This is a genomic window from Sphaerisporangium siamense, assembly GCF_014205275.1.
In the GTDB taxonomy this organism is placed as follows: domain Bacteria; phylum Actinomycetota; class Actinomycetes; order Streptosporangiales; family Streptosporangiaceae; genus Sphaerisporangium; species Sphaerisporangium siamense.
Window position 1 is genome coordinate 4,245,231 of sequence record NZ_JACHND010000001.1, and the last position, 15,463, is coordinate 4,260,693.

A 15,463-nucleotide genomic window follows, 5' to 3' on the forward strand; every position below is an offset into this window, starting at 1 on the left:
GGGGACCGGTTGAGAAGGCTTCATTCATCAAACCGACGGGATCGATGGGAGTTCAGGTACGAATGGCCGTGAACACACTGGTGGAGTTGCCGCGGGACGCGGTGGTCGTCCTCGCCGATGACCCGTCGTCTCCGCCGGCCGGCCCGGCGCCCGTCGTGGTGGACGCCGGCACCCGGCTTCCCGTCGCGTTCTCGTCCCTGCGGGCCGTGATCGCCGCGCTCGCCGGCCTCGTCCCCGACGCGGTGGACGAGGTCGCGCGGCGCCGCAGGCCCGAGTGGAACTGGCTGTTCCCCGGCACCTTCCCGGACGCGCCGCTGCTGGCGGACCTCGCGGGAACGCCGTCGGAGCGCCGCCTGCACGCCGAGTCCGAGCAGGTCTTCCGGGTGCTCGACACCGCCGCCGAGGCGATCGCCGCCGGTCTGGTGGCCACCGGCCGTCCCTTGCTGCTGCGCGGCACCGCCCACGCCGACATCGTCAGCCTGCGCGCGCTGCCGAGGCTCGTGGAGCGGCTCACGCTGAGCGAGCCGCCCGCCGGCGTGCGCGTGGAGCTGGCCGACGTCACCCCTGCCGAGCCGGGGCCGGCCACGCTGGCCGCCGACATCCGGCGCCGCACGCTGGCCTCCGTCCTCGACCGGCTCGGCCTGACCGCGCCCGCCGCCTCCGCCGGGTACGTCCCGGGCACCGTGCCGGGCCCGGCGGCGGGGGACGTCGCCGAGCACCGCCAGCTCACCGAGGCGTTCGAGGCCCCCGACGTCGAGCCGGAGCGCGCTGTCGCCGCCGCCCTGCTCGCCGTACGCTCCTGCTTCTTCAGCGCCAACTACGAAGGCGCGGTGCTCGCCGCCGAACTGCTGCTCGAACGGCTCGACGCCGCGCCCGCCCTGGACGTCGCCGAGGTCGCCGAGCACTTCGCGGCCCTGGACCCCGGCGACGGCACCCCCGCGATCGGCATCTACGCCGAGGTCGCCGAGTCGCCCGCGCACCTGCGCGCCCTGGCGATCCGGTGCGTCGGCGTCGTGCGCGCCCTCGTGCAGGACCTGGAAGGGGCCCGCGAGGAGTTCACCCGCGCGCTCGCCGAGGCCCCCGACCCGGTCAGCGAGGCCCGCATCCTGCTGCTGCGCGCGCTGCTCGCCGTCAAGAGGTCCGGCACCCTGCCGGAGGGCATCGCCGACATCGAGCACGGCCTGACCCGGCTCGCCGAGGTCAAGAGCCCGGTCTCGGCCGTGGAGCAGGCGTGGCTGCGCAACGTGCGCGCGCTGGCCCACGTCCGGGCCAAGGAGGCCGGGCCCGCCATGCGCGAGGAGAAGCTCGCCGTCGGGCTCATCTCCAAGCTGCACTCGGCCGACGCCACCCACCTCAAGATCAACCTGATCTCGAACATCAGCGTGCTGCAGGAGATGGGCAAGAAGTACGAGCTGGCCTCCGCGACGTGGGACCACTTCGCGAAGATCAGCTCCGAGTGGGGCGACAGCTTCTTCAAGCACCACCACTACCGGGCGGCCGGGCTCAGCTACCTGGCCGGGGACGCCGAGCAGGCCCTGGCCGGGTTCGACGCCGTCTACGACCTGGCGAGCAAGCTGGACGACCACTTCCACCAGCAGATCGTCGCCACCGAGGTCGGCGGCCTGCTGCTCGACCTCGGCGAGCCCGCCCGCGCCGCCGAGTGGTACGCCCGCGCCGAGGCCGCCGCGTCCGTCATGCAGGACCCGTACTACCTGGCGCTCGCCACCACCGGGCGCGCCATCGCGGCGGGCGGCGCGCCGGGCCCGGTCGTCAGGGAGCTGGCCTCCCGCAGCCTGGCCTTCCGCCCGGAGGCCGCCAAGCTGATCGCCGCCCTCGACGCGGCGGCGGCCGGCGGCGACCCGTCCGCGCTCGCCGCCGCGCTGCCCCGGCCCACCACCAAGCTGAACCGTCCGTTCCGGCTCATCGCGCTCGACCTGGCACCGTCGGCATGACCGCCTTCCGGATGCTGGACTCCTTCGTGCTGCGGCGCGCGGGGTTCGCCCTGAGCCTGATCGACGGACTCGGCTGCCCCCGCACCGCCGCCGCGCTGCGCGAGGCCCACCTGTGGGACGAGCGCGCCGAGGAGGCCCGCGCCCGCCTGCTGCGGCAGGTCGTCCCCGAGGAGGTCGCGCGGCTGCGCGCCTCCGGGGACCCCGGGGAGCAGGGAAGCAGGGCCGCGCTGCGCGCGCTGTCCCGGCTGCGCAGCAGGCTCGGCCGCCGCACGCGGGCCGCGCTGCCGCCGGGAGACTGGTCGCCCGCCCTGACCGGCGGGCACCGGGCCTGGACCGAGGCGCTGGAGGCCGCCGACCGGGAGGTCGCCCGCGCGGGCGGCCTCCTGGCCGAGGAGGAACCCGAGGCGGCGGCCCGGCTGCTCGCCCTCACCGGGCGCGCCGACGTCCGCGAGGCGATCTTCCTGCTGTCGCCGGACTTCCTGGAGGCCCTCGTGCGCCGGGACCTGGGCGCGGAGTCCCAGCCCGGCCGCACGGCGCGCGACCGCGCCCTGGAGCGCCGCGTCTACGCCTTCGCGCAGCGGCTCGCCGCCAAGAACGAGACCACCAGCTTCTTCGGCCCCATCTGCTTCGGCCGCGTCGACCCGGAGGCGGACACGGTCGGGCGTTCGCCCGAGACGCCGTCGGGCGTCGTGCACCGGGCGGCGTTCTTCGCCTTCTGGGCCGCGGCGGCGTGGGGAAAGGCAGCGGCCCAGATCCCGGCCGTCCGCCGCGCGCTGCCGCCGCGCCGGCTGCCCGTCGCGGTGGTCGAGGACACCCGGGCCACCATCCCCGGCCGCCCGCCCGTCGAACTGGACGCCACCGCGGTGGCGCTGCTGCGCGCCGCCGACGGCACCCGCACCCCCGGCGAGCTGTCCGCCGTCCTCGGCGTCACACCGGAGGAGACCGCGCGCCGGATCACCGCCCTCGAACGCGCGCTGCTGCTGCGCCGCGACCTGGAGCCCAGCTCCACCACCGTCCACCCCCTGCGCGACGTGGTCGCCCGCCTGCCCGACGTGCCCGAGGCGCGGCGCTTCGTCACCGCCGCCGCCGACATGGAGGCGCTGCTGGAGCGCTTCGCCGAGGAGACGGCCGTCCCCCGGCGCACCAAGATCCTCGCCGCGGCCGAGGAGCTGTTCGAGTCCGTCACCGGCGTGCCCGCGCGGCGCAACCAGGGCCGCACGTACGCCGACCGCTTCATCCTCTTCGAGGACTGCCGCGCCGACGACGAGCCCCTCGTCTGGCCCGCCCCGATCGCCCGCCGCGTCGAGAACGCCCTGGACCCGGTGCTCAGGCTCGGCCTCACCGGCGGGCGCACCCAGCGCGACGGCCTGCGCGCCATCGCCGCCGAGGTGCTGGCCGGCGCGGGCGGCTCGCTGCCGTTCCTGGAGTTCGCCGACGCCCTCGCCACACGCCTCGCCGACGGGGTCTTCGAGCCCGTGCTCGACACGTGGGGACGGTGGCGCACCGCGCTGCTCGACCGCTTCCTCGCCGTCTCCGACGGCCGCCGCGCCCACCTGGACCCGCACCAGGTCGAGGACCTCATCGACGCGCCCGAGGGGTCGTTCTTCGTCAGCCCCGACGTCATGCTGCAGAAGGACGGCGACGCGCCGCTCGTCCTCGGCGAGATCCACCCCTACGTCTTCGCCTGGGGCCTTCAGGGCGTCTTCGCGCCCGACCCCGACCGGCTCGCCCGCGACGTCGCGCCCGTCCTGGACGTCTGGGGCGGCACCGGGCGCGCCGCGACCGTCCTGCACCGCCGCCAGCACAAGGGCCTGGTCGGCGAGGCCTACCCGGGCCGTTTCATCGAGGTCGCCGGGCGCGCGGGCACCGGTCCCGAGCGGCGGCTCGCCGTCGGCGACCTGCGGGCCGTGCTCCGGGACGGCGAACCCGAGCTGGTCGGGCCGCACGGGCCGATCTCGCTGTACGTCGGCGAGGACGACCACCCCCACCTGCGCGTCTTCGCCCCCGTGCCGGTGGACTTCCCCCGGCTGCGCGCGGGCGCGCACACCCCGCGCCTCGTGCTCGGCGACCTGGTCGTGCAGCGTGAGCGGTGGGACCTGCCCGTGGGCGCGCTCGCGGACATCGTGGCCGCCGAGGGACGGCTGGAGCTGTTCCGCGCCGTCACCGCCGCCCGCGAGCGCCTCGGCTGGCCCCGGCACGTCTTCGCCCTCAGCCCCTCGGAGACCAAACCGGTGTACCTCGACCTCGACGTCCCCCAGGCGCAGGAGCAGCTCCGCGTGCTCGCGGCGGCGGGCCCGCTCGCGGTCTCGGAGATGCTCCCGGGCCCGGGCGAGCTGTGGCTGGACCGCTCGGACGGCCCGCACACCAGCGAGTTCCGCGTAGCCCTGGTCGGCCACGTGCAGGCCACCCCATGACCCGCGATAGCCGAGGCGACGGCGCCGGGCCGGGCGTGGTCGTGATCGTGCCGCCGCTCGGCGACGTCACCGTGAGCGCCGAGTGGACGGCGGGACCGCACCGGCTCCTCGACCCCGGACGCCGGTTCATCGCCCGTATCCTGGCCACGGCCCCCGCCCTCGCCGAGGACGAAGCCACGCATGACGGCTCCGCGCGCTCCGCCGGGGACGGCGCGGACGGCCAGGGGGATCGTGTCGTGCGGCTGCGCGCGGGGGTGGCCGTGCTCGCCGATCCGGCCGGGCCGATGGCGCGGCTGCGCGCCGCCGGGCTGCTGGTCCCCGCCGTCACCGAGACCCACCCTGGTTCGGCCGTCGACCTGGTCCTGGACGACCTGGAGCTGCGGGACGGCACCACGGAGGACGCGGCGGCGGCGTCGCGCGCCTCCGCGGGCCCGGCGCCGTACGACCCGGAACTGGAGGAGGCCCTCGCCGCGGTGGGCCCGGAGGACGAGGTCTGGCTGGTCCTGGAACGCGACCAGCAACTGCCCGCCACCCTCGCGCTCGCCGCTCGCCTGCCGGGCCCGGTCCACGTCACGGGCCGGTACGCCCACCAGCACTGGACCGTCCTCGCCCGCCTTTCCCCCTTGAGCACCGCACGCCTCGCCACCCCGCCCTCCCCACTGCGGTGGCGCGTCACCGGCCTCCCCGACGCCACACCTGAAGGGGAGACAGAGGTCTACTGGCGGGAGCGGGCGGCGGACCCCGTGCCGCCGGGACCGTGGGCCGGCCGGGTGAGCCTGCGCCAGGCCGTGGAGGCCCCCGGTGAGCTGGTCGCCGCCGGATGCGTGACCGCCGTCCTCGGGCTGTGCGCCGCCGACCACGAGTTCGCCGGCCGCGGCGGCTCGGTGTGGCCCGCGGAGAAGGCGCGCGCCGCCCTGGACGTCCTGCGCGCGTCCGGTGTCACCGTGCTGGCGGAACTGTGGCTCGGCGCCCCCGGCGTCCCCGCCGCCCGCGTCCGCGCCGCCGTGGAGACCCTCACCGCGCCCGGCGGCCCGGTCGGCCGTCTCGTCGGCTTGCGGCCGTTCGACTGGCCCACCCACTGGGACGACCCCCGCTGGGGTGAGGCCCGCGTGCGCTGGACCGCGAACGAGGACCGCGCGCCCGAAGAGGCCGCCACGGACGCGGGACGGCGCGAGCTCGCGCGGCACCGCGAGTTCCTCGCCGAAGGGACGCTGAGCCGTGCGGAGGTCCAGGAGCTGGTGTCCGAGATCGGCCCGGCGCTCGCGCGCGCCGGCATGCTGATCCCGGCGCGCGTCGCCGCTGCCTACCTGGCCGCCGGCTCCCCGGACGAGGGCGCGGACGGCCCGAACGGTGAGGGGGTGGCGCTGGCGGCGGACACGGTGGTGGTGCCCGGCCCCGCCGCGTCCGGCCAGTGGTACGCGGTGGACCTGCGCGCGGGCCGGATCGTCCGGCTCGACCCGCGCGTGGCGAGCCGCCTGCGGATCGGACGCCGCCCCGTGCCCGAGGCCGAGGCGCTGCCCGGCGTCGCGCCCGCGACGCGCGCCCGTGTGCTGGACGCCCTCGCCGGCGGCGGCCTGCTGATCCGGCGCTGATGGGGCGTCGGGCTTGGAGGAGGAAGAACAGGTGAATCGACCCGGCGGCACGTCACCGTGGACGCTCGCCCCCGTCTTCGTGCTGCGGCACGCGGGGCTGCCCTTCGACTGGGTGGAGTCGCTCGGCGCCGCCCCCGCGGTCCTCGCCGCCTGCGAGGAGGTGCTGGACGTCGAGGAGGAGCTCGGCAACGCGCTCGGCGCCGCCGCGCCGGCCGTGGTCGCCACCCTGGCCGCCGGAGGCGCCCCCTCGGTGCCGCGCGGCGCCCGCGAGATCGTCGCGCGCTGGCGGGCCGCCTACGACCGCCTGGCCGCCGCGCACGCCGGGGACCTGCCCGCGCTGCGCCGCAAGCTGCGCGACCACGCGGCCACGCCGGCGTTCAGGGACGCGGTGTTCACCTCCAACCCCGGCATGTACGAAGGGATGGTGGCCCGCTACCTGGAGCTGGACGAGGCGCCCGACGCCGCCAAGCACCGCCGCGTGGAACGCCAGCTCTACACCTACCTGCAGCGCTTCTGCGGCAAGAACGAGACGGCCAGCGCGTACGGGCCGATGGGGTACGGGCAGGTCACCGACGGGGACGGCTTCACCGTCGAGAAGGTGGCGAACCCGGCGCGGCGCGCCTTCCTCGCGTACTGGGCGGTCATCGAGCTCGCCCGCGCCGCGGCACGGGACAGGACGCTGGCCCCGCACGTGCCGATCCGCCTCAGCCTGCTCGCCCGCCGCTCCGGCGACGCCGTCGAGGTGGACGGGCTGGAGGAGCCGCTGCGGCCGGGAGCCGACGCGCTGCGGCTGGTCGCCCTCCTGGAGGAGAGGCCGGCCGGGTTCGCGGGGCTGGCCAAGGCGGCCGGCGTCCCCGCGCGCGCCGCCGTCGAGGCGCTGCGGCCGCTGCTGGCGGCGGGCGCGCTGGTCAGAGGCCTGGACGTGCCAGGGGAGCGGGTGGACCCGCTGCCCGGCCTGCGCGCGTCGCTGTCCGCGCTCCCCGCCTCCGAGGCCCGCGACGGCTGGGTGCGGCGGCTGGACGGCCTGGCGTCCCTGTGCGACCGGTTCAGCGTGGCGGCGGGCGACGTGGACGCCCGGCGCGCCGTGCTCGCCGAGCTGGAGTCCACGTTCACCGAGCTCACGGGCGTGCCGGCCCGGCGCGGCGCGGGCGCGGTGTACGCCGACAGGCTCGTGCTGTTCGAGGAGGCCGCGTCCCCGTTCCGGCTCGTCGTCGGCCGTGACGCCGCCGCGCGCCTGGAGGCCGCGCTCGCCCCCGCGCTCGAACTGTCCGCCGCCTTCGGCGACCAGGTGCAGGGCGCGCACCGCGACGAGATGGCGGAGATCGTCCGTCAGGCGGGCGGCGCGCTGGGATTCGCCGCGTACGCCGCCCGCGCGCGGCCGGAGCACCAGGAGGGCAGCCGGTTCTCGCCCGTCCGGCCCGTGACCGTCCCGGCGGGCGACGGGGAACCCGTGCGGCTGAGCCCGGACGCGCTCGGCCCGTCCGGCGGGGAGGCGCGGTACGCGCTGCCGGACGTGTGCCTGGCCATGGCGTCGCCCCAGGAGGGCGCCGACGGCACCTGGCGGGTGCTGCTCGCCCGGGTCCACCACCACCTGCTGCTCACCGGCTGGCTGACCACCTTCCACCCCGACCCCGCGGCGTTCGACCGCGCCGCCGCGGACTGGCTGGACGGCGACGGGCGGGACGTGGTCGCCCTGGCCACGAGCCGGCGCAACAAGGGGTTCTACCGGTTCCCCGGCCCCCGGCTGGTCTTCAACGCCGCCGACCCCGACGCGCGCGAGGACAACCTGGCCGCGGCGGAGTGCGCGGTCGAGCTGCGGGACGGGCGGCCCGTGCTCGTGGACGCCGCCGGACGCGTCCGTGAGCTGTACCCGATGCTCAACGACCTCACCACCTACCCGCCGTTCGCGGCGCTGTCCCCGCCGTCGGTGCTGCACGCGCCCGTACGCGGGACGTACGGGCATCTCGGCAGGGTGACGATCGGCGACGCCTGCTACCAGCGGGAACGCTGGGCCCTGGGCACGGGCGAGCTGCCCGCGGGCGGGCGCGGCCCCTCGGCGCTGCTGGCCCTGCGCCGGCTCGCGCGCCGGCACGGCCTTCCCCGGTTCGTGTTCGCCCGTGTCGAGGCCGAGCGCAAGCCCGTCCTCGTCGACACGGCCTCTCCGTTCGCCGCCGAGTTGCTCGGCCACCTGCGCGGTGACGAGGCCGGGCCCGAGGGAGGGCAGGTGCTGGTCGAGGAGATGTACCCCGGCCCCGGCGACCTGTGGCTCCGCGACGAGTCCGGCCGCTACACCTGCGAACTCCGCATGCAACTCACCCGCCCCGCCACCGCCCGCACCCCACCCCCTCCCACGTACGCGGAGGCCCGATGAGGGCGGCGCTCCGCGACGACACCCCGCCCCCGGACCCGGTGAAGACGCCCACCCCGAACGCGATCACGCCGGACGCCTCCACACGACCAGGAGGAGACCCATGAGCACCGACGCCGAGATCGGACAGGACGCCCACGAGGCCCCCGTCACCGGCATGGCACGCTACCTGCGGCTCGCCGCGACCCCGGGCGCCGTGCCCATGACCGTGGCGGCGCTGGTGGGACGGCTGCCGAGCGGCATGGCGGGCCTGCTGCTCGTCACCGGCTTCGTCCAGAGCAACGGCTCCTACGCCCAGGCGGGAATCGCCGCCGCCTGCTACGCGGTCGGCGTGGGCGTGTCGGGCCCGCTGCGGGGCCGCGCGGTGGACCGGCGGGGCGCCAGGGGCGTGCTGCTGGTCGCCGGGGCCGGCCAGGCGCTCGCGTTCCTCGCGCTGCTGGCCGCCCTGGCCGCGGAGACGCCCGCGGTGGTGCCGCTGGTGTTGTCGTTCGTGGTCGGCGCGCTGCTGCCGCCGATCGGCCCGGTGATGCGGACGATGTGGAGCCGTTCGCTGACCGACCAGGGCCTGCGGTCGGCGGCCTTCGCCCTGGAGTCCGTCATCGTGGACGCGGTGTTCATCGTCGGCCCGTCGATCGTGGCCCTGCTGCTCGCGGTGTCGAACTCCGGGGTGGCCATCGGGGTGACGGCCGCGTTCACCGCCGTGGGGTGCTTCGCGCTGGCCGGGGCCCCGGCGATCGGCGCGCTGCGGCCGGTCGAGGGCGCGGCGCGCGACTGGCGCGGCCCGCTGCGCGTGGCCGGGGTGCGCTGGATGCTGCCGGTCGGGCTGCTGGCCACGGGCAGCATCACCGGCGTGGAGGTCGCGCTGCTGGCCACGGCGGACGCCCAGGGGCACGCCGACCTCGGCGGCCTGCTGATCGCCGCGTTCTCGGTGGGCAGCGTGTTCGGCGGGTTCGCCTACGGCGCGGTGAAGCTGCGCGGCACCAGCGCGGGGCATCTCGGCGTCTTCCTCGCCGTGCTCGCCGCCGGGTACGCCGTGGCGCTCGCCGTGACGAACCTGTGGCTGCTGGCGGTGGTGTTCGCGGTGGCGGGCGTCGCGCTCGCCCCGATGATGACGGCGCAGTACACGGCGATGGAGGAGGTCGCGCCGGAGGACGCGATGACCGAGTCGTTCGCGTGGCTGAACGCCCTCGGGCAGGGCGGCGGCGCGCTGGCGGCCACGGCCGCGGGGGCGCTGGCCGCGGACGGACGCCCGGGCGGCGGGTTCCTGGTGGCCGCCGCGATGGCGGTCGCCGCGGCCCTGCTGACCCTCGCACTGCGCCGTCCCCGGGCGGTTTCCGCATGAAACCGCTCATAAGCCGCAGCCTTCGGCGAGTGCCCACGGGGTCCGGGATGGATGGGTAGCTTGGCTTCGTCCGTACGCCGGCCGCCGGGCCGCGCGGCAGAGTGAAGGTGGGGGTGGGCATGACGGTCACCGTGCAGTCGCCGGAGGCGGTGCCGTTCGACGCGATCTGTCCTCTCATGGGGGTGGAGGAGGAGTACTTCGTCGTCGATCCGGCGACGCGCGCCGCCATGCCGCGCGGCGCGGAGGTGGTCCGGCGCGCCGGGAACCGGTTGCACGACCGGGTCAGCCTGGAGTTCACCATGTTCCAGATGGAGGCCAAGACGCCGCCGTGCGCCGGGCTGCCCGAGCTGGAGCGCGAGCTGCGGCGCATGCGCGCGGAGGTCGCCGCGGCGGCCCGCGAGGAAGGGCTGGCCCCGGTGGCGACGGGCACCGCCGTGCTCGGCGACTACGTGCCGCCGCTCATCCACGAGGACCCCCGGTACGCGGTCGGCATCGCCAACTACCGTTCCCTGCACGACGAGGCCGCCATCTGCGCCGGGCACGTCCACGTCCACCTGCCCGACCGCGAGCGGGCCGTGCTGGTCAGCAACCACCTGCGGCCGTGGCTGCCCGTGCTCATCGCCCTGATGTCCAACTCGCCGTTCTGGCAGGGGCACGACACCGGCTACGCCTCCTACCGCACCCTCACCTGGGGCAAGTGGCCCGTCGCGGGCCCGCCGCCGTACTTCTCCTCGCTGGCCGAGTACGAGGAGGTGGTCGCCGCGCTCGGCGAGTCCGGCGCGCTCGTGGACCCCGGCACGATCTTCTGGGACATCAGGCCCTCCGCCCACCTGCCCACGCTGGAGGTCAGGGTCACCGACGTCGCCGGCACGGCGGGGGAGTCGGCGCTGCTGGCCGCGATCGTGCGCGCGCTGGTGGTGGTCTCCCTGGAGCGGGTCGAGCGCGGCGACCACGGCCCGCGCCTGTCGGGCGAGCGGCTGCGGGTGGCGTACTGGCGCGCCTGCCGCGACGGCCTGGACGGGCACGGCATCGACCCGCTCACCGGGCGCCTGCGCCCGGCGGCTGAGCTGGCCGGCACGCTGCTCGCGCACATCAGGCCGTCCCTGGCCCGCACCGGCGACCTCGCCGTGGTGACCCGGCGGCTGGAGCGCCTGCTGGCCGAGGGGAGCGGCGCGGCCCGCCAGCGCGCCGCCTTCGCCGCGCGCGGACGGGCCGCGGACGTAGTGGACCACCTGGTGGCGTCCTACATCGGTTCCGAGGATCGAGAGGAGCCGGAGGAGCACGCCTGACGGGCGCCGGGCCCGCCCGGCCGGGTCCGCTCAAGCCGGGCCGCCTCAGGGGGCGAGGTGCTCGCTCAGGAAGCGGCGCAGCGGCTCGACGTGCCGGACGGGGTCGCGCCACTGCGCCTGGAGGTCCTCCAGCAGGTGCCGCTCGGCGACCTGTTCGCCGCGCCGCCACACTCGGACGACCGGGTGCAGGAACGCGCTCTCGTCGGCGCGGCCGGGCGTCGGGTGCCTCTGGATGGCGAACACGTCGCCGTAGTCGCGGCGGCCCCAGCGCAGCGTGACCGTGAACAGCAGGTCCTCGCCGGCGAACCGCTCGGCGGCGTAGTCCTCGGGCAGATCCTCGTACCGGTGGAAGTGCCCGGACGCCGGGTCGCGCACGTAGGCGTCGGCCAGGTACTCGAACTGCGTCCACAGCGCCGAGCTGTAGTTGACCCGCTCCAGCATGGTGAAGGTCAGCTCGCCGGCGTCGGGCACCACGGGGTGCCGGGGGAGCGGGGTGTCCTCGTAGCGCTCGGCGAGCAGCGCGGCCAGCGTGCGCAGGTTGTAGCGGAAGCCGTCGATGAACGCCGAGGACGCCTGCTTGAAGTCGCGGGCCTGCATCAGCGTCCCGGCGAAGTACAGGCCGTCCACGTTCGGCGACCGGAAGTCGGGCCGGATCGCGGGCAGGCGCCCGTCCCGGAGGGTCTCGGGCGCGCAGGAGGCGTCGAAGATGCCCGTGTCCATGGTGAAGCCGGTGCAGCGCACCACCGCGTCGTACTCCAGCAGCGCCTGCTCCCCCTCGGCCAGGGTGTAGGTGATGGCGGCCTTGTAGTGGTCACCCTCGCGCCAGAGGCGGTCGATGGTGCATTCGAGCACGCCGTGCAGGGTCTTGAACCAGTAGCTGTCGAGCAGCGCGCCGTACTGGCCGCGCACGTGCCCGGGGTGCTTGCTCGTCCAGGCGAGCCGCGTCGGGCTGGGGCTGGCCATGTGGATGATCGCGGCGTGCGGCAGCATGGCGTGGGCGGTCTCGAACGCCGAGTTGCCCTTGCCGATGATCAGTACGCGCTTGCCGGTGAAGTCCTCGCCGGACGCGCTGACGTCCTCGTAGCCGACGGCCAGCTCGATGCCCGGGATATCGGGGATGTACGGCCCGCCCCAGCCGATGGCGACGATGACGCACTCGGCGTGGAACACCTCGCCGCCCGCGTGCACGGTGAAGCGTCCCCCGGACTTCTCCACGCGCTCGACGGCGGCGCCGTACCGGACGTTCAGCGCGTGCTCGCGCTGGAAGTCGGCCAGGTAGCGCACCAGGTCGTCGGCGGAGGGGAAGTACTCGCGCGAGTACCGGGGGAACTGCAGGGCCGGGGAGTCGTTGAGCAGCGAGTTCCAGTCCCAGCGCAGCAGGATCTCGGGGTCCTTCTCGGTGGTGTTCACCTTGTTGAGCGAGATCAGCCGGCGGTGGCGGGGGAACCTGCGGAAGAAGCCGCCCGGCGCGTCCCCGCGTTCCAGCGTGACGTAGTCGAGGCCGGCGCGGCCGAGGAAGTAGCTGAGCTGCAGTCCGGCGGGGCCGGCTCCGATGATCAGGTAGCGGTGCGTGTGCGCGCGTGCCGCCGGGGCGGTCGGGGGCATGGACGGTCCTCCTGCGAAGGGTGGCGCCGCGCTCGCGGCATGGGCAGGCCCCGCCTCGCGTGGGCGAGGCGGGGTGGTCGTCGCGTGCCGGAGCGCCGGGCGGACGGACGCGTCACGGGCTCCGCGCTCCGGCGGTCACGCCCGTCATGCTCACGCGGAGGAGGCCGCGCAGCGGCAGCTCATCGCGGCGCGTTCGGCGGTGTTCGGCCTGCGGTGCAGCCACATGGCCACCACCATGGGCGCGAACACGACCGCGTTGTAGAACAGGTGCAGTTCCACGCGCGGGACCACGAGCTGCAGCACGCTGGTCGGCACGGGCTTGCCGAGCAGGTACAGGCCGGTCACCTTCTGGCCGAGCAGCAGCAGGTGCTCGAAGTGGTGCCAGACCTGGATGCCGAGCGAGATGTTCCACCAGGTGCGCGACCTGCCGGTGAAGCCCTTGCGCAGCAGGATCAGCCCGATGAGCATGAGCAGCGCGTAGCCGTAGTGCATCCACTCGGAGGTCACGAGCCAGGGGAAGGGCCCGCCGAGCACGCCGCGGGCCTCGGGCAGCGGCCAGCCGAGGGCGTAGATCTGGATCGCCTGGGCGACGTGCTCGGCCCAGTGGGCGAGCACGATGAACAGGAAGACGTTGAGGCCGAGCCGGTGGTGGTCGGTGTTGATCGAGCCGATCAGGCTCGCGCGCGGGGGTAACGCGCCGGAGTGTGTCGCCATCGCCTGTGCTCCAGTCTTTCGTCGGACGCGGCGGCCGCGCGCGGGGGACGGTGGCGCGCCGGAGGTCAGTGCTCGGGGGTTCGGGCCGGCAGGCCCAGGTAGCCGTCCGCGGCGACGTGCCCGGCCCGCGCCGCGTACATGGCGGGGTCGTCGGGCACGGACGTCGCCAGGCCGTCGACGTAGCGGTTCACCATGCAGAACGCGGCCGCGAGCAGCACGGTGTCGTGGATCTCCCGGTCCGTGGCGCCCGCGGCGCGCGCCGCGGACACGTGGGCCTCGGTGACGTTCTCGCCGCCCTTCTGGACGGCCGTGGCGATGCCGAGCGGGGCGCGCATCCGGTCCGGCACGGGGGCGGCGCCCGGGTCGGCGCGGACGCGTTCGACGAGGTCCATGCCTTGGGGGAGCTGGGCGGCGGCGTTGGCGGCGTGGGAGCGGTAGCAGAAGTCGCAGTCGTTGAGCGCCGAGACGTGGGCGGCGATGAGCTCGCGCTCGCCGTGGGTCAGGGGGCTCTCTCCGCGCAGCATCACCTCGGCCAGCTCGATGAGCGGGCGCGCGGTCTCCGGGCGGTACCGGAAGAGGCCGCGGACTCCGGGCTCGTCGTTGCCGAGGGCGATGTGGGGCATGGGGCTCCTTGTCGCACGAGGAAGGGCGCCGCGCGGCCTGGCGAGAACCGTCCGACGACTGTTCATGCTCGTCATGGTTTTGGCCGGTGTCAATGGTCCGATTTACCGCGTGTTATGTACGTCCAAGTCCGTAATTACGGTCACCCCTATTGGCGCATGGCCGGTAGGTAAGTGTGTCCTAACTCCCTTTTGTCTGTCCTGATCTCCTCGCGTAGCGTCGCCGTCGCGCCCTCAGAAAGATCCGCACCGTTTCATGAGGAGACCGTAGTGTCAGAGCATTCCGACATCAGCGCGGCCCGTGCGAGTTACGAGTCGATCACCAAGGGGGACCTCGACTACATCCGCGACGACCTGCTCGCCGACGACGTGGTCTTCCACGTCCCCGGGCACGGCTCCCTCGCCGGCGAGTACCGGGGCAAGGCCGACGTGATCGGGTACCTGTCCCGGCTCGTCGACGTCACCGGCAACACCATGCGCTACGAGCCGGAGGCCTTCCTGTCCGGTGACGGGCACATCGCGGTGTTCCTGCGCATCCGCGGGGACCGCGCCGGCAAGGAGCTCGACGAGCGCGGCGTCCACGTGTTCCGCGTCGCCGACGGCAAGATCGCCGAGCGCTGGAGCTTCCCGCAGGACTCCTACGCCGTGGACGAGTTCTTCTCCTAGGCCGCGGGGCCCGGCTCCGGGGGAGCCGCCCGGCCTGTGCCGAGACCGCCGCGCGGGCCGGGGACCGCGCCGGGCTCCGTCAGGACGCCCGGCGCAGCTGCTCGCCGTTCACCGCCACGTATCCGCCGGTCATGCTCGCCCGCGCCGCGTAGACGGCCGGGTCGTCCGGCGTGAACGTCGCCAGGCCGTCGACGTAGCGGTTGTACATGCAGAACGCCGCCGCGATCAGCACGGTGTCGTGGATCTCCACGTCCGTGGCGCCGACCTCGCGCGCGGCGTCCACCAGCTCGCCGGTCACCTGCCTGCCGTCCTGCTGCACGGTGCCGGCGATGCGCAGCAACGCCCGCAGCTTGGCCGTGACCGGCGCCGAGTCGAGGTCCTCGCACACCTGCTCCACCAGCGTCATGCCCTCGGGGGCCCGCACCGCCGCGAACGCCGCGTGGGTGTAGAAGCAGAACCGGCACTGGTTCCTCGCCGACACGTACGCCGCGATCAGTTCCCGATCACCGCGGCTCAGCGTGCTCTCCCCGCACAGCAGCACCTCCGACAGGAGGATGAGGGGATGCGCGGTCTCGGGGCGGTACTGGAAAAGCGCCCGTATTCCGGGTTCGTTGGTGCCGAGCGCGATATGCGGGCCGGAATCCCGGCGGTCACCGAGAGAAACCGACGGGGGACGCTGCGGCCATTTCAGGTGCGATGAAATGTCCTCGGACGCGCTCGCGTCCGCCACGTCGCCGGCGGGCCGGGGCGCCGGGTGGGTCACCGAGGTCGTCATGATGTCCGAAGCCTTTCTCGCGTCATCTCGCCGTTTCGGCGCAGTTGCCACTGTGCGTCGCCCGGCGGCGCGGAAACAGGGCCGCGCGCTTTCATGAAGCTGCGGGCGCGCGTCCGGTTGCTGACG

At 75.1% G+C, this 15,463-nt stretch carries 11 protein-coding genes; 7 read left to right on the forward strand and 4 right to left on the reverse strand.

Annotation, left to right across the window (positions count from 1 at the left end):
* Positions 1-62: 62 nt before the first annotated feature.
* The 6 genes from BJ982_RS19610 to BJ982_RS19635 all read left to right on the forward strand — a co-directional run bounded on the left by BJ982_RS19610 (position 63) and on the right by BJ982_RS19635 (position 10,957).
* Positions 63-1,952, forward strand: coding sequence for a hypothetical protein (locus BJ982_RS19610; protein ID WP_184882113.1), 1,890 nt, complete (start codon positions 63-65; stop codon positions 1,950-1,952).
* A complete protein-coding gene (locus tag BJ982_RS19615) occupies positions 1,949-4,366 on the forward strand; it encodes a lantibiotic dehydratase (RefSeq protein WP_184882115.1) in 2,418 nt (805 codons plus the stop codon). Before BJ982_RS19610 ends, BJ982_RS19615 begins: the two co-directional genes overlap by 4 nt.
* Positions 4,363-5,958 (forward strand): hypothetical protein, encoded by a 1,596-nt coding sequence (locus tag BJ982_RS19620; protein WP_184882117.1) that lies wholly within the window; start codon positions 4,363-4,365, stop codon positions 5,956-5,958. Before BJ982_RS19615 ends, BJ982_RS19620 begins: the two co-directional genes overlap by 4 nt.
* 31 nt (positions 5,959-5,989) lie before the next feature.
* A complete protein-coding gene (locus BJ982_RS19625) occupies positions 5,990-8,329 on the forward strand; it encodes a lantibiotic dehydratase (protein WP_184882119.1) in 2,340 nt (779 codons plus the stop codon).
* Between the two features lie 100 nt (positions 8,330-8,429).
* Positions 8,430-9,668 (forward strand): MFS transporter, encoded by a 1,239-nt coding sequence (locus tag BJ982_RS19630; RefSeq protein WP_184882121.1) that lies wholly within the window; start codon positions 8,430-8,432, stop codon positions 9,666-9,668.
* Between the two features lie 119 nt (positions 9,669-9,787).
* Complete coding sequence (locus tag BJ982_RS19635; RefSeq protein ID WP_184882123.1) at positions 9,788-10,957, forward strand: carboxylate-amine ligase; 1,170 nt, start codon at positions 9,788-9,790, stop codon at positions 10,955-10,957.
* Positions 10,958-11,002: 45 nt separating this feature from the next.
* Here BJ982_RS19635 and BJ982_RS19640 read toward each other — a convergent pair whose 3' ends face one another.
* The 3 genes from BJ982_RS19640 to BJ982_RS19650 form a co-directional block, all read right to left on the reverse strand.
* Positions 11,003-12,562 (reverse strand): NAD(P)-binding domain-containing protein, encoded by a 1,560-nt coding sequence (locus tag BJ982_RS19640; RefSeq protein WP_184882125.1) that lies wholly within the window; start codon positions 12,560-12,562, stop codon positions 11,003-11,005.
* Between the two features lie 150 nt (positions 12,563-12,712).
* A complete protein-coding gene (locus BJ982_RS19645) occupies positions 12,713-13,276 on the reverse strand; it encodes a hypothetical protein (protein WP_184882127.1) in 564 nt (187 codons plus the stop codon).
* A 65-nt stretch (positions 13,277-13,341) separates the two neighbouring features.
* Positions 13,342-13,899 carry a carboxymuconolactone decarboxylase family protein gene (locus BJ982_RS19650; RefSeq protein WP_184882129.1) on the reverse strand — a complete coding sequence of 186 codons (558 nt, stop codon included), beginning with the start codon at positions 13,897-13,899 and terminating at the stop codon, positions 13,342-13,344.
* 267 nt (positions 13,900-14,166) lie between these two features.
* Here BJ982_RS19650 and BJ982_RS19655 point away from each other — a divergent pair, with 267 nt between their 5' ends.
* Entirely contained in the window at positions 14,167-14,562 is a 396-nt protein-coding gene (locus BJ982_RS19655) for a nuclear transport factor 2 family protein (RefSeq protein WP_184882131.1), read from the forward strand.
* Between the two features lie 79 nt (positions 14,563-14,641).
* On the opposite strand, the gene BJ982_RS19660 is transcribed toward BJ982_RS19655, so the two are convergent.
* Positions 14,642-15,337 (reverse strand): carboxymuconolactone decarboxylase family protein, encoded by a 696-nt coding sequence (locus BJ982_RS19660; protein ID WP_239123699.1) that lies wholly within the window; start codon positions 15,335-15,337, stop codon positions 14,642-14,644.
* Positions 15,338-15,463 lie beyond the last annotated feature (126 nt).